The organism is Burkholderia sp. Bp8998, assembly GCF_003854235.1.
Taxonomy (GTDB): Bacteria; Pseudomonadota; Gammaproteobacteria; order Burkholderiales; family Burkholderiaceae; genus Burkholderia.
Window position 1 is genome coordinate 78,530 of record NZ_QTQF01000006.1, and the last position, 17,515, is coordinate 96,044.

14 protein-coding genes are annotated in these 17,515 nt (G+C 61.4%); 2 read left to right on the forward strand and 12 right to left on the reverse strand.

The genetic code is table 11. The features are described 5' to 3' along the window. Positions 1-2 precede the first annotated feature (2 nt). From DIE06_RS09165 to DIE06_RS09220, 12 genes are all read right to left on the reverse strand, one after another. Positions 3-1,616, reverse strand: coding sequence for a BREX-1 system adenine-specific DNA-methyltransferase PglX (locus tag DIE06_RS09165; protein WP_260433571.1), 1,614 nt, complete (start codon positions 1,614-1,616; stop codon positions 3-5). A 329-nt stretch (positions 1,617-1,945) separates the two neighbouring features. Then, the gene (locus tag DIE06_RS09170) at positions 1,946-3,841 is read right to left on the reverse strand and encodes an Eco57I restriction-modification methylase domain-containing protein (protein ID WP_124661145.1); all 1,896 of its coding nucleotides are present in this window, start codon (positions 3,839-3,841) and stop codon (positions 1,946-1,948) included. Beyond that, positions 3,842-7,474, reverse strand: coding sequence for a BREX system P-loop protein BrxC (brxC, locus tag DIE06_RS09175; protein ID WP_124661146.1), 3,633 nt, complete (start codon positions 7,472-7,474; stop codon positions 3,842-3,844). Between the two features lie 23 nt (positions 7,475-7,497). Further along, positions 7,498-8,073, reverse strand: coding sequence for a BREX protein BrxB domain-containing protein (locus DIE06_RS09180; RefSeq protein WP_124661147.1), 576 nt, complete (start codon positions 8,071-8,073; stop codon positions 7,498-7,500). Then, complete coding sequence (locus tag DIE06_RS09185; RefSeq protein WP_124661148.1) at positions 8,054-8,842, reverse strand: BrxA family protein; 789 nt, start codon at positions 8,840-8,842, stop codon at positions 8,054-8,056. The genes DIE06_RS09180 and DIE06_RS09185 overlap by 20 nt, the downstream gene beginning before the upstream one ends. A gap of 2 nt (positions 8,843-8,844) precedes the next feature. After that, complete coding sequence (locus DIE06_RS09190) at positions 8,845-9,345, reverse strand: BrxE family protein (protein WP_124661149.1); 501 nt, start codon at positions 9,343-9,345, stop codon at positions 8,845-8,847. A gap of 78 nt (positions 9,346-9,423) precedes the next feature. Further along, the gene (locus DIE06_RS09195; RefSeq protein WP_260433572.1) at positions 9,424-11,634 is read right to left on the reverse strand and encodes a hypothetical protein; all 2,211 of its coding nucleotides are present in this window, start codon (positions 11,632-11,634) and stop codon (positions 9,424-9,426) included. Positions 11,635-11,728: 94 nt separating this feature from the next. Continuing rightward, entirely contained in the window at positions 11,729-12,049 is a 321-nt protein-coding gene (locus DIE06_RS09200; protein WP_124661151.1) for a hypothetical protein, read from the reverse strand. Between the two features lie 159 nt (positions 12,050-12,208). Continuing rightward, the gene (locus DIE06_RS39435) at positions 12,209-12,622 is read right to left on the reverse strand and encodes a helix-turn-helix domain-containing protein (RefSeq protein WP_311767625.1); all 414 of its coding nucleotides are present in this window, start codon (positions 12,620-12,622) and stop codon (positions 12,209-12,211) included. 535 nt (positions 12,623-13,157) lie between these two features. Further along, a complete protein-coding gene (locus DIE06_RS09210) occupies positions 13,158-13,511 on the reverse strand; it encodes a DUF4148 domain-containing protein (RefSeq protein ID WP_124661152.1) in 354 nt (117 codons plus the stop codon). A gap of 310 nt (positions 13,512-13,821) precedes the next feature. After that, positions 13,822-14,091 carry a hypothetical protein gene (locus tag DIE06_RS09215; RefSeq protein ID WP_124661153.1) on the reverse strand — a complete coding sequence of 90 codons (270 nt, stop codon included), beginning with the start codon at positions 14,089-14,091 and terminating at the stop codon, positions 13,822-13,824. A gap of 101 nt (positions 14,092-14,192) precedes the next feature. Further along, entirely contained in the window at positions 14,193-15,299 is a 1,107-nt protein-coding gene (locus tag DIE06_RS09220) for a substrate-binding domain-containing protein (protein ID WP_124661154.1), read from the reverse strand. Between the two features lie 131 nt (positions 15,300-15,430). Between DIE06_RS09220 and DIE06_RS09225 the strand changes: the two genes are divergently transcribed. Together DIE06_RS09225 and DIE06_RS09230 are read left to right on the forward strand one after the other, a co-directional pair. Next, positions 15,431-15,931, forward strand: a complete 501-nt coding sequence (locus tag DIE06_RS09225; RefSeq protein WP_124661155.1) for an NAD(P)H-dependent oxidoreductase subunit E — start codon at positions 15,431-15,433, stop codon at positions 15,929-15,931. Beyond that, on the forward strand, positions 15,928-17,505 hold the full coding sequence (locus DIE06_RS09230; RefSeq protein WP_124661256.1) for an NADH-quinone oxidoreductase subunit NuoF: 1,578 nt from the start codon (positions 15,928-15,930) through the stop codon (positions 17,503-17,505). The genes DIE06_RS09225 and DIE06_RS09230 overlap by 4 nt, the downstream gene beginning before the upstream one ends. The last annotated feature ends 10 nt before the right edge of the window (positions 17,506-17,515 follow it).

Here is a 17,515-nt window from a genome sequence, read left to right on the forward strand (position 1 = left end):
GATCATTCGTCGCTCCCCGCGTTTTTCTTGCCGCGTGGCTTCTTAGGTGCAGCCTCCGGCTCAACGTACAAATCCTCCAGTCCACGCGCGATAGCGAGCGACTTGTCGGTCTTGCATTTCTCGCACACGCGTTCCGGCCAGTAGTTCATGGCCAGGTGCGCCCAGTCATGGTCACCTTTTTCAAGCTTGGTCCAGGTGTCCTTGAGTACCTTCTGCCAGGGCTTGTGACGGAACAGCGGCCATAGCGGCGCGGCGCTGATCTGTACGCCGTCGTCGTGGTTGGGCTTGTAGGTAGGCGCGAGCTTGAGCAGGTTGTCGCGCAGTTCGATCAGCTCCAGCTCGAAGGCCTGCAGGGCCTCGAACTGTTTTTCGTCGTCGCGCGTGCGGGCCAATCCCTTATTGCGCAGCGCCGTCACGTCAGCGCCGACTTGTTTGAGCTTGGGCTCGACGAAGTCGTTGATCGCCGTGTATAGCGTCTGGCTGGTGAGGCTAGGGTAATAGACCCAAAGCGTATAGCTGCCGGACGTAGTGGTCAGCGGCCAGTAAATCGGTGCTTTGCGGCGACTCTTGGAGTAGCGCTGCAGATGGAAGGCGAAAAAATCTCGCTGCAACCAACGGCGCACATCATCCGGAACGGTCACGTCGACGCGAGCAAGAACCTCCTCAGTCAGGCGCGCGAGGTCGTGGGGATGGCCTTGGTCGTCCACCAGTATGCCTTCGTGCGCATGGAAGGGCGCTGCCCGGTCAGGCAGCATGCCTGGGCTCTTGGCGGGCAGCGGCTCGAAGGGTTCCGGCTCGGCGGGTGCGGCGCGCTCGCCGGTGGCAAGGCGCCAGTCAAAGCGACCAAATACCACCCCTATTGCCCAAGAGAGTAGTGCATCGACAGTTGACGCCTCGGGCTTGACGTCTTCCCCTTCGTCCTCCTCCGAATCGTTCTCAGGAACTTCATCAACACTGCTGTGCCCCAATGCGGCCTTGCGGTCCGCCTCGGTGAATCCATATAGATCAAATGCAATCGCGTCGATCTTCGACTGAATTTCGGTCAGCTCGCATTTAATCGCCGGCGGGTTGTAGTCGCCTAGACGGGCACGCAACGCGGCTGGCAATAGGAATGCGTGGGAACCCTCTTCAACGGTGTCCAATGTGCGTGTAAGGGACCATGCCCGTCGTGCCAATTCCAAGAGCGCGCTATCGGGATGCAGTGCCTCCCTAGCAACGGGGGTTCTTTCAAGAACCCCAACCTCGTATGAGCCGAAGGCCATTTGAAGCCGAACCAATTCGAAAAACGCTGACGAATTGGTTAACGCGAGCAACTTCAAAAGTTGTTCGTTATCGTCATTGGGCGCAAATATCGTCGGCCCCTTGTCACCAAAGATTGCCTGACCGGGAAGGATGCGAACACTCAAACCCTTTTGGGAACGTCGCGGCCAAGTAAGTCCCGGACGGAAATATTGCGTATAACCGTTTAGAGCAGCCGCCCAATGATAGCCCCAGCCCTTCCCACCCCGATATGCTGCGACATGCTCCTTGATTTCGCGACCGTCGTCCTCCCAATTGAGCTGTAGCTCCCAGTCGATGTAATAGCGCGCGAAAGAACCTCCCTTCGAGATCGTCACCCACTTTCCTCTGCTTGATCCTTCTTCGGTGCCGCGAGCAGCAGCATTTGAAGTGTTCTCCCACCACAATCTCAAGAACCGGAAGTCATTCATCGTAGACGCCCCCGACTGGACGTCGCGCCCTGCAGACTCAAGCTCCGGATTTGCTTTGAAGGATGACCTGACGTTTGCGCTCACCCAGTACGCAAATGGAGCGCCGGGGACTTCCTGAAAGTCAGAGGGCTCGACAGCGAAGACCCGAGAGTCCGGTGCTGCCGACCGAAATGCACGAATAGATGTTTGTAAGGCAGCTGCCTTATCTTTCTCCTCAAGGAGGCCTAGGAATATCGTCATGCTGCCTTCTCCAGAACATAGGCTGCGGCCTCAACCATCGCGTCATCCATTACCCCGTGCCCCAGATCGGCCATCACCTCTGGTTTTGCTGCGCCTAATACCAACTCCTCTCGCCACTTCTGGTAGCTAGTCAGAAAGAAACATGTACGTGAAGTGATTGCGCCAATGCGACCTCCTGGCCGGAGTAGTTCAAGCCCGCGCTCAACAAAAATAGCTACCAGGTCATTCTTGCTACGGGGGTAGACCTTTGACAGTTGCTCCTTGGTGTTGCTCGTAAGGGCACCAAAAGGTGGATTCATCACCACCACGTCGAACACTTCACGGCATAGATCGATGAGCCGCAGCCCCTGCAGGGCATCCTGCGCAAACAGCCGTCCCTGATACGTCGACTTGGTGGCCTGGGCGAACTCAGTGAGTGCCGTGTGAAGACGTGCCTCCGCCTGCTGCCAGTTCTCCTGCTCCTGCGCAGCAAACAGGCCGGTGCCTTTGCCCACATAGACCTGGCGAATCAAGTGCGGCAACTCGCGCTCGACCTGGAGCAGCACACCCAGCTCCGGCAGACCCTTGAGCATTTGCAGGGTCTTCTCGAACAGCTCGGCGTCGCGCTGATCGAGGTTGGCCACGAACTGCTGGCGCAACTCACGCTCTGCCGGGGGCGCAATGGCGGCAACCACATGGCCCCGCCCAATCAACGGGCGGTCTTTGGCCTTCACTCCCGCGTCGTGCCAGGCACGCTGCGCTCGTAACCATAGGGCCAGGGAGGCGATTTGCGCGGCACGTGGGTCGATATCCACGCCATAGATGTTGTGTTCGATGATCAGGCGCGGCACGTCTCGCAGAAATGCAGCCTCATCTTCGTAGGTCTGGCTCAGTGGCTTGAGTGCAGCCTGGGGCTGGGTGGAAACGTCCAGCGAGCCAGGGCCGTGTTCCTTCTCCCAGGCCCAGGCTTCCCGGTAGATCTCGGCGAAAAGATCGAAGGCATAAAGGCCGAAGTGCATGGAGCCGCAGGCCGGGTCCAGCAGCTTGAGGGTGCGCGCGTCACGCAGCTTCGCGGCGTGAAGAGTCTGCGCCCCATCGGGTTTCACCAACAGGTACTGGCAGCGCTCGCGCAGGCCCGTTGCCCCACCAGTGGCGTTGAACCACAGGCGGCCCAAGGTGTTGTCCACCAAGAACTCGACCACGTAGCGCGGCGTAAAGAACTGGTTGCGCACTGCCAATTCGCGGCTGTTACGCGGCGCCTGCGAGGCATCGCGCATGGCCTTGCGCTCTTCTTTGGAGTTGAAGTACTGATAGATCCAGCCGATGGTCTCGTCCTCGCTCCACAGCGGGGCGATGTCGGCATCGTTTATCAGATTCAGCACTTGCAGCAGCGCGGCTTCGCGCGGGAACAGGCGGCCCTGCGGTGAGTAGCGGTCGAACAGGCCCGGCAGGTCTTGGGCGAGCTCATCGAACACGCTGAACAAGTACACGCGGTAGGCATCTCCGGTTTCGCCGAGGCCGGTGCCGGCCAGCCGAGCGTAGAGCTGAAAGCCCTTGGCCTGGAAGCCGTTGCCCGCCGACTCGACAAGTAAGCCGCGAGCCTCCGCCATGCGTAGGGCTGCCAGGCGGTTGAGCACGGTGAAGGCCTGCTCGCGCACGATGCGATCCAGACCCTGCATGGCGTTCATATCGCCACTGGCGGTGTAGTGGGCCAGGGTGTCGCGCAGGATGCGTGCAGTTTCGCGCTGGGCGTCGTTGATATGGCGCAGGTTGCCCAGATCCGCCACGCTGCCTGAGTTCGGGTCCATGCCGTAATCGTTCTGCAGCTGGCGTGTGAATTCTTCTTCCAGCACGCGGCGCGCATCGTTGACGAAGCGCTGCAGGCGGTTTCTTGTTGTTTGGTCGAAAGCCATTTATTGATTGCCTCCATTGCCCACAGAGAAGGTCACTTCGATCTCTGCGTAGAGGCCAAGCTGTGCCTTGATTTCGTGCAGCTGCTGAATCAGCGCATCAATGTCTGCAGCCGACGTCATCTTGGTCGGCACCGCAATCGACTTGGAGAGCTTGGCGGGGCCTTTCTCGCCGGACTTGGCGCGTTCTTCCTCCATGCGCTGACGCAGGCGTTCCTGGCCCTGGCGTTGAATCGACCGTTTCAGGTCTTCGAGGGTGCTGTTGATGTCATAGTCGCGCGCTAGGAGCTTCTTGAGCCCCACCAGATCCTGCGTGGCTGCCAAGGCGAGGCCATCCAGCCGGTTGACGGCGTTGCCGCGCTCCTCCTGAGTGAGTTCTTCCCACTCGGGGATACGCTGCAGTTCCTCGACGCCTTCTTTCAGACGCAGCTTCTGCTGATCGGACAGCGTGACGACCGCGTCGCGCACCCGGCCCTTCAAATGGGTGAGTTGCGAGTTGAAGTCAGCCGTGTGCTTGTAGAAGTCCTCCTTGCCCAAGCGCTCCGACAGGGTCGCCAGGTCCTCAGCTACCTCGCGGCGCAGCTCACCCGGCACGCCGGTGTCCGGCAACGCCTCGATTTCGCGGCGATGAGCCTGCAAGTCTCGCAGCGTGGTGTCGAGCCCGTTGTCGAGCACGCGCTTCACTTCCTGCGCCCACTTGAGGTTGTCGTAAATGGCCGAAGTTTCGGCGCCCAGGCGCTGCGGCGCGTCGGATGCATCGGTGAACAGGACGTCGGCAATGTCCTGGTTCAAGGTGCGGATGCGCTCGCTGCCTGCCAGACCAAGCCCACTGAGCTTTTCGGCCAAGGAACCATAATCGTGCTGGAAGCGTGGGAAGTGCTTTGCCGCCGCCTTGCTGATCTCCTGCTCCAGCGGGATGACCATGTCACCGACCAGTTCAGAGAGTCGCTCCGCCGCCCGACCGAGGGTTTCGATAGACGGACGCTCGTCGCGCAGTGTGACGCCGATCTGCTTGAACGAGTTATTGGTCTTCAGGGCATCAATGGCTTGTTGGCCTGCGGCCGTGACTTCACGCCCCGAGACCTTCAGCTTGATTTCACCGGCCATGAGCATGGCCGCCACGATGTAGCGCGTCGTGTCGGGTGACCAACCGAATGGATCGTTTGAAAAATCGTCGAGCAGCCGCTTGCCATCGACAGTGCCGCGCTTGTCGATGTAGTCCCGGATGCTGATCATCGCTTTGTGGTCGGTCTTGAAGGATGCGCGCCCCGCGACGGTTTGCACGAGGCTGAGCGGGTCCAGCGCACTGCTGATGGCAGCGGGGTTGGCAACCTTCAGGAATTTTTCAGCGGTATCGGTTCCGGCGCGTACCGGCGCTTCGACGTAACGGTCGAACACCTGGTCGGCCACGTCCGAAAGCAGCTTCTTAGCGGCTTCTAGCAGGTCGGCATCCAGCGCCGACACGGCAGTGGCCTGCCCCCGGAAGACAAACGAACCGGCTTGTAGGGTTTGTTTGATCTTGCTTTGCAGTTGGGTCGCGAGCTTGGCAGCGCGGTCGAGCTGGCCGGTGCAGTAGTCCTTGACCTCTTGGTCGGGCTCGTTACGGTGCAGCTCCGCGATGCGCTGGCAGCGATAGATTTCATTCGCCAGGTCGTCAAGGTCAGCGTTGGCCCGGGCCAAGAGGCCAATGACATTGCGACCGGCGCGACTGCGGGAGTCGTCCAGCATCCGGTTCTTGGCAGCTTCGTAGTCGCTGGCGGGCACCAGCTCAGCGACCGTTTGGATAGCGTTGCTGTCACCAGCCAGGCTGGTGATGGCGCTACCGGCCTGGACCTTCAGGCCCGTTGCGACGCCCATCGTGCCGTGAAGGCTGACGCGGGGCAGCGGATCGAAGGACTCGCGCAGCGCATCGTTGAAGATGCGCTTCACATCGACAGTGCGCATTGCAATGGCGCCGCGCTCCTGTTCGATATCTCGCAGCTTCTCGCTGAGGAATACCAGGCTGCCATCCTTTTCGCCCAGCGGCACATGCACGTCGCCCAGCATTTCTTCGACGGCCTTCTTGACCGTGTCGAGATGCGAAGGTGCCGTGACGGAGGGATGCATCAAGCTGGCGACGTTCTGCACTGACACCGGCAGATTGCCCAGAATCTGCAGCACGGCGACGGACTTCGCAATGTCCTGATGGAGCTGCGAATCCGGGAAGCGAATCTGGACCTTGCCAACCGCTTGATGAATAGACGTGAAGGCGCGGCGGATATCCTTTTCCAGCTCGTCGTACAGCGTGACGGTGGTGGCGAGCCAGCCCACGGGCTGATCGGCCATTGCCTTGGAACCGCCTTCACCCTTCAGGACGTCTTGGATCACCTTGATTGCAGAGCGCAGGCCGATGCCACCGGTGGACTTGGCTAGGGCGCCCAGCAGGTGCAGCAGGATGTCGAAGTGAGCCGGCAGGAACGGGTAGAGATTGGTGAAACTCTCTTTGCTGAAGTCTGCGTCGTAATACTTGGCGTCTTGCAGTTTGGTGTTGTGTCGCAGTGCCTGGCCGTGGGCGTCAAACAGCTTGCCGAGCTCAGTTTCGCCAGCCGGTGATTTACCAAGCAGACGGCGGTAGCAGATTTCCTTGATGTCGCTCGACTCAAGGTCAATTTGGATCGGGAAGCGATCCTTGAGCTTGTAGAGCTTGTCGGAGTTCAGGGCTGCGCGAGGGTCGTCCTCGGTCAGGGTCTGCTGCGCGGTGGAGATGATCCAGGCCTTTCCGTCGCCCAGCCGCTTGAGGTTCTTGGCCAGGCCATCAAGGTTAAGGATCAGGTTGTCGCGCGAGGCAACGTACTGCCCCACTTCGTCGACGATGAAGATGATGTTCTGCTTGCCGCTCTTTTCGCGGACGATGTCGATCATCTCCTGCACACGCTGGTCTTCGAACTGGAAGAAGCCCTCGGTACTGGACGAGAAGGACTTGGCCTCGGGGAAGAGCGCCGGGTACATCTCATGGGCGATTTTGGGGATCAGCCCGTCAATTGCCAGCGGGTTGTTTTGCACGCGCGCCCAGGTTGCGCCCGGCAGCGCCTTCGCGATCCGTTCATGCAGCTCGGGCGTGCGGCTATCCTTTTCGACCATGCGCTCGAAAGCGGCAACCTTAAGGTTGCGCGAGTAGCCCGCCCACTGCAGCACCTTGAAATAGAGAACAGTGGAGACGTCTTCCATCGTGGCGCCAGCGAGCATTTCACTGGCAAGGTCCAGCATGACCACCGCGGCCGGGAAGCGCTTTGCCACAGTGCTGAGGAGCGCTTTGGTCTGCGGCTTGTGAAGGCGGTCTTGCAAGTAGTTAATGAACGGCGTCCCATCGATGGTGCGCTGATCATCAAATGCCAGGCCGAGGTACTTGGTGAACGAACTCTTACCGGAACCGTAGAAGCCAGAAACCCAGACGCCCACTTCATTTTCGCCGCCGGACTCCATTGCGAGCTGCATGCGATCAAGGAGCTTGCGGAACTGCTCCTCAATGCTCTCGGTGACCACGTATTCGGAGATCTCAGCCTTGAGGCGGCTCTCTTGCGAGGCGCCGTAAGTGATGACCTTTTCGATGGTCCGGTAGATGTCCTTGCTTGGATCGAAGAGTGAGCGAATGGTCATAGTCTTAGGGTTCTTTTGTCTGTTCAGCCGCCGACGTGGACGGAGCGGTAATTGCCGTCTTCCGGGTAGAAGCCGAGAAACTTCAAGCGTGTCTTGCCGGTTCGCACGCCGGGGTACAGAAAAATCGTCGGCGCGTGAAACTTGCCCTGGAGCTGGCTTTCGATGGCGCCGATCCGCATAAACGGATGCAGTGCCTCAACGTCGGTTACCAACAGCAGCGCGTTCTGCTGCCCCTCCAGCGGCTGTAGAGCGTCCTCAAGCCGCTTGAGCAAGCCATTCTCAGTTGTCAGGATGTCGGCCAGCGCCTTGTTGGTACGCGGCCAGTCCAATGGTGCTGCCTTGTCTTCCATCACGCAGAGCGACCAGAACGGATCGTCCTTGAGCAGGGCCCAGATCTGTTCGACGATGGAGAATGTGTGAACGTCCCAGCCTTCCTGGTGAAGCTTGGCCAGCCAGGCGGACGTCTGTCGCTTTACCTCAAGGATTTGCTCTGGCGGGAAGACTAGGTAATAGATCGGCTCGAAGCTCGCATGGCCGAGCTCCCGCCCGTGCCGAATGCGCTCGCGCAACTCGTCGAAATCAGCTTTGAGTGAGGACATCGCAGAGCGTCTCCATGTCTTGTTGTTTCCAGCTGACGCGAATCACGTCGCCAGCCGCCTGAATGATGAGAAGCCCCTTGAGCGAAAGCCGCTTTATTTCTTCCAGCACGTCTTCACGCTCTAGGCCGAACAGGAACCAGTCTTCATGCGCCAGCAATGCGTTGTCACCGACCCCCATGAAATGCAGGTCATGGGCGAGATAGGCAATAACCTTCGGCTCGATCCTATGCGGGAGCAGGGGTCTTCCTGCTGGTGTGGGTCGCCCAAGCAAACCGAAATCCGAGCAGCATCCTGTTAAATATCTGCCCACGCGCTCGACTTGCCCATCTGCCCAACGGGACGGAGTCCTGTTGTCATCAATTGCGCGACGAATGAACCGCTCGGCCATGTCCTTTGTGATGAACCGAGCCGCCGATTCGTAGCTGCTCCAATAAACGTCCCTGACGAAGTCAGCCAAAATCGGATTTGCACGACATGTAAAGATGAAGAAGAGCTGTACAAGCTCCGGCGAAGTCAAACTCGGCAGCAATTTCTTTAGCGTGCGCGCCGGCTTACCTGCGTTGACCAAGTATCTATTGCCAAAGCAACGGATGACGATATTTCTTAGCCGATATGCCGAAATGCGCGACAAAACACCGGAATGCAGGACCTCTTTATACAGGTCTGCTGCACCCATCGGGTAACTCCAGGTTTTTAGAAGAACTTTTGTCTCTTCTATAAGACCCAAACCCATGGCTAAGTTGGTATCGTACTTCTGCTTCTCGCTCACACCTACCCCGCCAGATAAGGATAGACCCTTACGTTTCGCGTGAAGGCTGACCAATAGGCGCCAGCGATCGCCTTCAAAACATCGTCAGCGTCCAATTCATTAACTTTGCCTAATGCAAGCGGCCCCTCGCCGGTTGTTGGCGTCGCCGACGTCATATTCTTCAATGCCACCAATGCCAAATCTTTATTATGAAGAGTTTGACCTGCGAGTGTTGCACTATCACCGTCCTGCACGAGGGTGTGAATATCCTGTTCGACCTCCTCAGGCAGACGGAATAGGTGGTAGCTACCGACACTCAGGTGTTCGTCATGCAGCCGGCGCGCTGCCTCTACGATGCCGTGGTACTGTGCCAACCCTGCAGTCTTCGAGAACACCGGTTCGAGAAAGAGTCGGCTCGATGCCTCGTAGAACGCCGTCGGCCACCATGCAAACTGGGTACGCTCGCCAAGGAAGCCAATGAGCAACCGCATTTGTAGAAGTGTTAGTACGTGTGGATCATTCATTTCGATTTCCCGGAGTTAGTCACGGCGATTAGCACGCGAAACAGCGTCAATGTCTCAGTCACATTCAGGTCCTCGCTGCTACGCGAGTTCAGCACCACCGTCCTCGCAGACACTCGCCACCAACGCCGCCACTTCGTGCAGAAAGGAATTGCGATCCAACGAGGGAGTTACGTCGGGAATCGGTGCCGCACGCTCGTAAATTCGCTCGCCGATAATCGAGGCCCGCGCATAGCTAGACCCGCGCCCTGACTGGTTGAACGCCGACTGCCATTCCGATATCCGTTCGGCTCGAACGCGACGGGTGGCGAGATCCAGCGTTTTGGCGGATAGCGCGTTGGCGAGGCCGTCAAACACCTGCTGCTTATGCTCGTCATCAGTCGGCTCGGCCGGAGCCCACCTCAGCGGGTTCTGCAGCAGCACATACAACCGATCCTGAAGCTGCTTACGAAGATCTGCGACCGGCTTTAGGTTATCGAACTCGTCGCCAAGACCAGGGGTGCTGAGTCGTCGGCTCAATGCCCAGATACGCTTCCAATGCTCCTTGCTCACGCCAGGCTTGTAGGAGAGGCCGAGGCGCGGCCACCATGCATCGTGGAAGCTCTCAGCCGCGTTCTTCACGGCTAGGACGAGATTCATTCGGTCATACACCGGCTTCGCGTAGACAGGTGCCGGCGTCTCCACGATGGCATCGATGGCGGCCAACAGCGCCTGCAATTGACCGATGGTCCGCTTGTGCGCCTTCTTCGTGGCATCCAGATCCTCGTCGATGCCACCGACGAAGAAGCAAGCATCCTTCAGCCGACCACGAAGTGCCCGTTCTGCGAAGGGACCCAGTTCCTCGCCAATCGAAGCAAGAACGTTTTCAGCGGAAGCCAGGACGTGCTGCTCCTTGGCTGCCGCGTTTGGTAGATTGTCGCCCTTGACTTCGTCGAAATGCGTAAACACCAGCAGCAGCTTGCTGGCACTGCCCGAGGTGATCATCTCCTTCATGGCCGAAACCGGCGCAGCCTGCATCGGCTGCACGGCGTTGTCGACGAGCACGATGGCATCCGTCGACTCGATACGCCGCGTGAGCGAAGTCGAGATGGCTGCGACCGACTTAGGTGTGTGGCCTAGGCCTTCGCCATCGAGCAGTACCAGCTTAGGTTGCTGTCCACCACTCCACGCGGGCAGGAATGCGCCCGCCACACGGACGCCATTTACCAGCGGAGTCAACAAGCGCCCGAACCGCGGGGCATGGTTGCTGGAAAAGCGAGTGACCGTCTTGATGAAGTTCTCGCGATCATCCGTCTCCCATGACCACGACTGCGGCCAGCCCTGCTTATTGCGCCGCACGGTGCCATCGGTGAGCAGCGAGAAGCGCAACTCGACCTCGTCCATGAGCTCGTCGCTAATACGGTGAAACTCGTCATCTTCGCGAAGCCGGCGATCAAGCTCCTCCTCGAACAGCTCGTCGACGACCCGCTGATCCTTCTCGTCGATGGCACCGAGTTCGGTCTTCAGTTGATCGCCGTGGCGGGCGGCAATGGCGCGCAGCGCAGTCAACGTCTTGCTCAACAAAGCGTTTGTAGCCTCGAGATCAATAGCGCCATCAGCGGCAGAATCCTCGGTCAGCTCGAGAACGTCGTCCTCTTCATCCTCGTCATCGTCGACATCATCGACCTGAGGCCCGTTGCCAAGAACATAGTTGAAGCGGAACCTCTGGTTGACGTGCATCAGCAGCTTACGCAGCACTTCGCCGTCGCTATCGCCACGGTAGGCGACCAGCACAGCCTCCGAGATGCACTCGTTCAGATGCTCACGGACCTCGTCGACGGGAAAGAACGTGACCACGGCCTTGAACGGCCCTGGGGCAAGTACGACCTCGGTCTCGTGCACCGTAGTCTTCGCCGTTGATGTTGATGGGAAACGCTCGGTTTCGGGATCCGTACCCATCAACTGCCGCAGCAACGTCGTCTTGCCGGCGCCAGTGGTTCCGAGGAGCAGCGCCCGCCTATAGTCTGAGTCATTGGACGTTGGCAAGGGAATGATCGACTCGCGGATCGCGCTGAAGTCGCTCTGCTCAGGCTCCATGCCGTGGTAGAAGATTTCGACAACCCGGCGGTGGAACCGCTTTTCAGCCTCAGCCCGCGCGGGCAGACTCCAGAAGGCGCCTTCCGCAAGCAATTGATTGAGCTGCTCCTTTAGGTCGTTCGCCTCGGTTTCTTCGGACGTCCCGAGTCCTTGGCGAACCCTCAGCCCTGGTTTGCCGGTATTCGGATCGAGCCGAACCGGGTGACGAAAAATCACCGCCCATGCACTCCGGCCCTGCGATCGACTCAGGGTCGCGACAAACCGTCTCTCCACGCTGCACCTCGTTGTTCAGTCGTTGTTCCGAATGATCTTAGGTGCACCGCCCCAAACGGTCAAGCAGAATATGAACAACAACAGAACAACGAAGGCATTCCGCCCCCATTATTATGTCGAGCGCGTGGTCTAGAGGGTCACGCCGGTACTGACGCCAGTAATCCGGGTTCTGGCTCAACCACGCGCGCTGCGCATCACGCTGGTTATCGCGGTAGTCGGAGTCGGTGCGGAGTTTCTCGCGCTGCCACTGACGCTTGCGGGCGCGCTGGCAAGCGAGCGACGAGCTGTAGGTCTGATGAGGCATCTGCTGACGCGGTACGAACACATCCCCACAGCAGACGCAAAGCTTGTGTGCCATCGAGAATCCCCCGAGCGGAACGCAATCGGGGGAATTGTCTACGGTGATGGCTTACTTGCGGAGAATGGAGCCCGGTGTAGCAGCCGGGCCATTGCAACTCAACCGGCCGCATCGACCCCGGTTAGTGGAAAGCGCCTTGGCTGCTCACAGCCAACCCTTTCAGCCCCTCAATTCCGAGGCGTTATTGTCTGACTCGAAAGGCGAATGCGGGTTCGACGCCACTCTCCCGCCCTGCGCTCTGACTACGTGATACCAACGCTGAGCCGGGCCGACCAGCCGCGAAAAATCGACGCTTCGGTCAGGTATTGAACTCTGATCGACTGAGGCCGTCTCTGCACGAGGCTTTCTCTTGCCCGGAGTTGCCGCCCTTGCGCTCGCCTCCTCGAAAGCCTCGATGTCCACGTGGCGATAGAGCACCTTACCAACCAATTTCAAATATCTCGGTCCGACCCCATCGCTACGCCAGCGCTCTAGCGTGGCCTCGCTGACGCCCCAGCGGGCAGCCAGTTGGCGCTGATTGAAGTAAACAATATCCATCTTGAACTCCCTTCCAATAAGTTGACGGGAGTCCATGAAGGCGCTGCTTCGTCCGCAAGCCAAGTCTAAATTAGGACGTCGGTTCGATTCCCAAACGGAATCGAACTGGATGGCAAGCGAGCACCGACCAAGCCGCATCAAATGTTTTGGCATCCTCTATAAAATGCCCGCTCGTTGCCAGAAAGATGGGAGACGATTTTGCACCAATCCTATAACATCTGACGAATCAACCAGCCGCTATCGTGAGTGCCAAACTGCTGGGATGGCGCGATTTTTAGATAGGGTGCGCCCCCACCACCAAATTCCACGCTTGACGCACGAACCCCGCATGACGCGAGTCTGCGGGGTTTTTTGTTGCCGGCGACACGCCACATCCCGCGCCTTCCGAAAAAGCGCCCAGCCCCGAACGGGCCGAGCGGAATGCCGCCGGTCTACCGGCGGCAGGAGGTAACGGATGTTCGGTGCCGCCCGCGCGGTGATCGACCGCCGCAGACGGCACCCGCCCGGCACCGCGACCCGGACGCGACGCACCGTCGCACCCGCCGCGCGGCCTCCCCGGGCGATGCACGGCTTAGCTGCCGCGATACAGCGACTTCATTTCTTCTGCGCTGGCCGGACGCACGCCGATCGCACGCGAGCCCGATGCCGATGCGCCCTGCCCCTGCGCGCCATAGCCGCTGGCGTCAGCACCGTGTGCCTGGGCCAACGCGCTGCGCTGTTGCTCGGCAACACGCGCCGTGGCGGCCTGGATCGCTTCCGGATAGTGCGGATCTTCGCCGCTCGCGGTGTTGTAACCGGCCTGCTGGAGCTGAACCAGTTCGGCGCGAACCTGTGCGCGGGTGAGTGCCGAGCCGGACTGCGCGAACGAAACGACCGGAGCAACGAGAGCGGCAGCAACGACAACAGCTTGAACGAGCGACTTCATGATGACCTACCTCCAGATTTGTCTGATTTCGCGGTGAACACCCGTTCATCGCTGACAAACTGAAGTTTATGTAGGCGGATGCTTAAGAATAAGGCACGTTTCAGGAAGACATCCTTCCTGAATCAAGGGTTAACCCTAGATAAGACACGCACCCGATCCGACACCGCACGATCGCACGACATAACGACGGACCACAAAGCACGAGCCCCGCAAGGCAGCACGCTCTGCGGGGCTCGAAAATAACCGTGCGGCATCGGCGCGGCTCGACCAGACGGTCGCGTCGACGACGACCCGGCGCGCCTGCGTTTGTTTACTGAGTGTCCATCGGGCACTTCAGGTTGCAGCCGTTCGGATCACCCATATCACCCTTGCGGCGCAATGCCGACTTCTTGCCGCTCTGGAATTTCTGCGACGGCGTCGACGCCGCGAAGGGCATCTGCGGATGCTCGTTCAGGCGGAACTGGTCGCTCAGGATCCCGCCGGGCACGCCCGGGGAATTCTGCGCAAGCGCAAACGGCGAAACGGCAAGAAGAAGCCCCGCGGTCAACGCTGCCGCAGAGAGGGGAACGGAAAGTTTCATGGCGGGATGACGCCTGAACGGCGTGCTTGTTGGAACGTTGATCAAGCGGCAAGCGTAGCGCAAATCCCTCCCTGCTGCAGCGCGGTTCGCACGCGCCCCCGTTACCGTGCATTGCCTTCCGGCGCGCCCGCCCCGTCGGGACCGGCGAGTCCCGCCGCGATCCCGGTCAGCGTCCCGCACGCGGCCGGATCGTAACCGTCGAGATGCGCGACGCGCTCGACGAAGCGAGCATCGCGCAACAAGGCCAGCACGCCGGCAAGCGGCCGCGAGTCGAGCTGCGCGCGTTCGCACGCGAAGTAATAGTCCTCGTCGACGACCGGGATGAAATCGAGCCCGAAATGATGGGCGGCCGGCTCGACGCCGAAGCCGAGATCGGCCATCCCGCTCGCGACGAACGCGGCGATCGCAGAGTGCGTGAGTTCGGCCGACGCATAGCCGTCGATACGCTCAGGATCGATGCCGATCGCGCGCAACGCGAGATCGAGCAGCATGCGCGTGCCCGACCCCGGCTGCCGATTGACGAAGCGGATGTCGCTGCGGGCAAGATCGGCGAGCCCGCTGACCTGCTTCGGGTTGCCACGCGGCACGAACAGCCCCTGCTGGCGACGCGTCAGATGAATCAGCACGTGACGCGTGTCGTCGAGCCACGGTCGGTAGATCTGCGCGCACTGCTCGCGGAACGCGCCGCGCGGCAGATGGAACCCGGCCAGCTCGCATTCGCCGCGCGCGAGCGCCTGCACGGCCTCGACACTCTCGCGATACTTGATATCCACGGCTGCCTGCGCATCGACGAGCGCGGAAACGAGCGTCGCAACCGCATAGCCGTGCGATGCATGGATCCGCACGGCGCCGTCGCGCTGCGCGAGCCGCCGGTTCAGGTCGCTCGCCACCTCGGCCGCCAGCGCGCGCAGGTTTCCGTCGAGACGGCTGCGCGCGAGGCGCTGCGCATCGACGACTGCCTGCCCCAACGGCGACAGCGTCGACCCCTTGCCGCGCGCGGTCTCGATCAACTCGCCGCCGACGCACGCTTCCAGCGCCCGCAGCATGCCCCAGGCGTGCCGATACGACAGCCCTTTCGCCTGCGCAGCCTGCGCGATGCTGCCCGTAACGGCCACGAGCTCCAGCAGCGGAGCGACGTCCGACAGGCTGGCGGTGCGGCCCTCCGAGTCGCGTACGGTCAGATACGCGTCGCATTCGATTCGAACCAATTATGCACTCCGATTTCCTATTGCGACTGCGGAATCTTCCGCTTATCGTTGCTCAAAATCAATCAGGACGAAGTCCCGGTGTGCACTATATGAATCAGTGGCACATATGAGACTTTGGAGGAGCATAACCGATGTCCCCGAATTCCCCTGCGCCCGACGCGCTCGTCGAGCGCCATGCGCACGCCGGCCGTTCGCTCGTCGCGATCCTGCATGCGATCCAGGACGATGCTGGCTACGTGCCCGCAGGCTGCGTCGCACCGCTCGCGAAGGCGCTCAACCTGTCGCGCGCCGAAGTGCACGGCGTGCTCACCTACTATCACCACTTCCGCACCGCGCCGCCCGCGCGCGTGACGATCCAGATGTGCCGCGCCGAGGCGTGCCGCAGCATGGGCTGCGAAGCGCTGGCCGCGCACGCGGAAGCGCGCACGGGTTGCCGGTTCGACGCGGCGCACGGCGATGGCGCCGACGTGCACGCACCGGGCGACGTCGCGCTCGAATCGGTCTACTGCCTCGGGCTGTGCGCACAATCGCCGTCCATGACGGTCAACGGCGTGCTGCACGCGAAGGTCACGCCGGAGAAGTTCGACGCCCTGCTCGCGGATGCGGCCACTCACACCCCGGAGGCCGCATGACGACCCGCATCTACGTTCCGCGCGATTCGTCCGCGCTGGCGCTCGGCGCCGACGCCCTCGCCGCCGCGATCGTCGCGGAAGCCGAGCGGCGCGGTGTCGCGATTGAACTGATCCGCAACGGCTCGCGCGGGTTGCTGTGGCTCGAGCCGCTCGTCGAGGTCGGCACGGCCGCCGGGCGCGTCGGCTACGCGAACCTGTCGGCCGCCGACGTGCCCGCGCTGTTCGACGCGAACTGGCTCGACGGCGGCACGCATCCGAGCGGCGTCGGCCTCGTCGACGCCCTGCCCTATCTCGCGCGCCAGCAGCGCCTCACGTTCGCGCGCATCGGCCTGACCGATCCGCTGTCGATCGACGACTACCTGAAGCACGACGGCCTCGCCGGCCTGAAGAACGCGCTCGCACTCGACGGCGACGCCGCGTGCGAACTGCTGCTCGAATCGGGGCTGCGCGGCCGCGGCGGCGCGGCCTTCCCGGCCGGCATCAAGTGGCGCACCGTCCGGCAGGCCAGCGCGACACAGAAGTACATCGTCTGCAACGCGGACGAAGGCGACTCGGGCACGTTCTCGGATCGCCTGATCATGGAAAGCGACCCGTACTGTCTGATCGAAGGGATGATCATCGCGGGCATCGCGACGGGCGCGACGCTCGGCTACATCTACGTGCGCAGCGAATACCCGCACGCGATCGCTGCACTCGAAACCGCGATTGAGCGCGCCCGCGAAGCCGGCTGGCTCGGCGACCACGTGCTCGGCTCCGCGCATGCGTTCGACCTGCACGTCGCAAAGGGCGCCGGTTCGTACGTATGCGGCGAGGAAACGGCGCTGCTCGAATCGCTCGAAGGCAAGCGCGGCGTCGTGCGCGCGAAACCGCCGCTGCCCGCGCTCGCCGGCCTGTTCGGCCAGCCGACCGTGATCAACAACGTGATCACGCTCGCGACCGCGCCGGTGATCTTCGCGCGCGGTGCCGCGTTCTACCGCGACTACGGGATGGGTCGCTCGCGCGGCACGCTGCCGTTCCAGCTCGCGGGCAACATCCGCCATGGCGGCCTCGTCGAACTCGCGTTCGGCGTCACGCTGCGCGAGCTGCTGTTCGACTACGGCGGCGGCACGGCGAGCGGCCGGCCCGCGCGCGCCGCCCAGGTCGGCGGCCCGCTCGGCACCTATCTGCCCGAACACCAGTGGGACGTGCCGCTCGACTACGAGGCCTATACGGCCATCGGCGCGGTCGTCGGCCACGGCGGCATCGTGCTGCACGACGACACGTCGAATCTCGCGGCGCTCGCCGAATACGCGATGAAGTTCTGCGCGATCGAATCGTGCGGCAAGTGCACGCCGTGCCGGATCGGATCGACGCGCGGCGTCGAGACGATCGCACGCATTCGCCAGGGCGATACGTCGGAGCGACAGGTCACGCTGCTGCGCGACCTGTGCGACACGATGCTCGCCGGCTCGCTGTGCGCGATGGGCGGGATGACGCCGTACCCGGTGCTGTCCGCGCTCGACCATTTCCCCGAAGATTTCGGGCTCGCCGCCGGCAAGCAAGCCGCGTCGGGTCCGGTCAAGGCTGCGGCCTGACCCAGAAGGA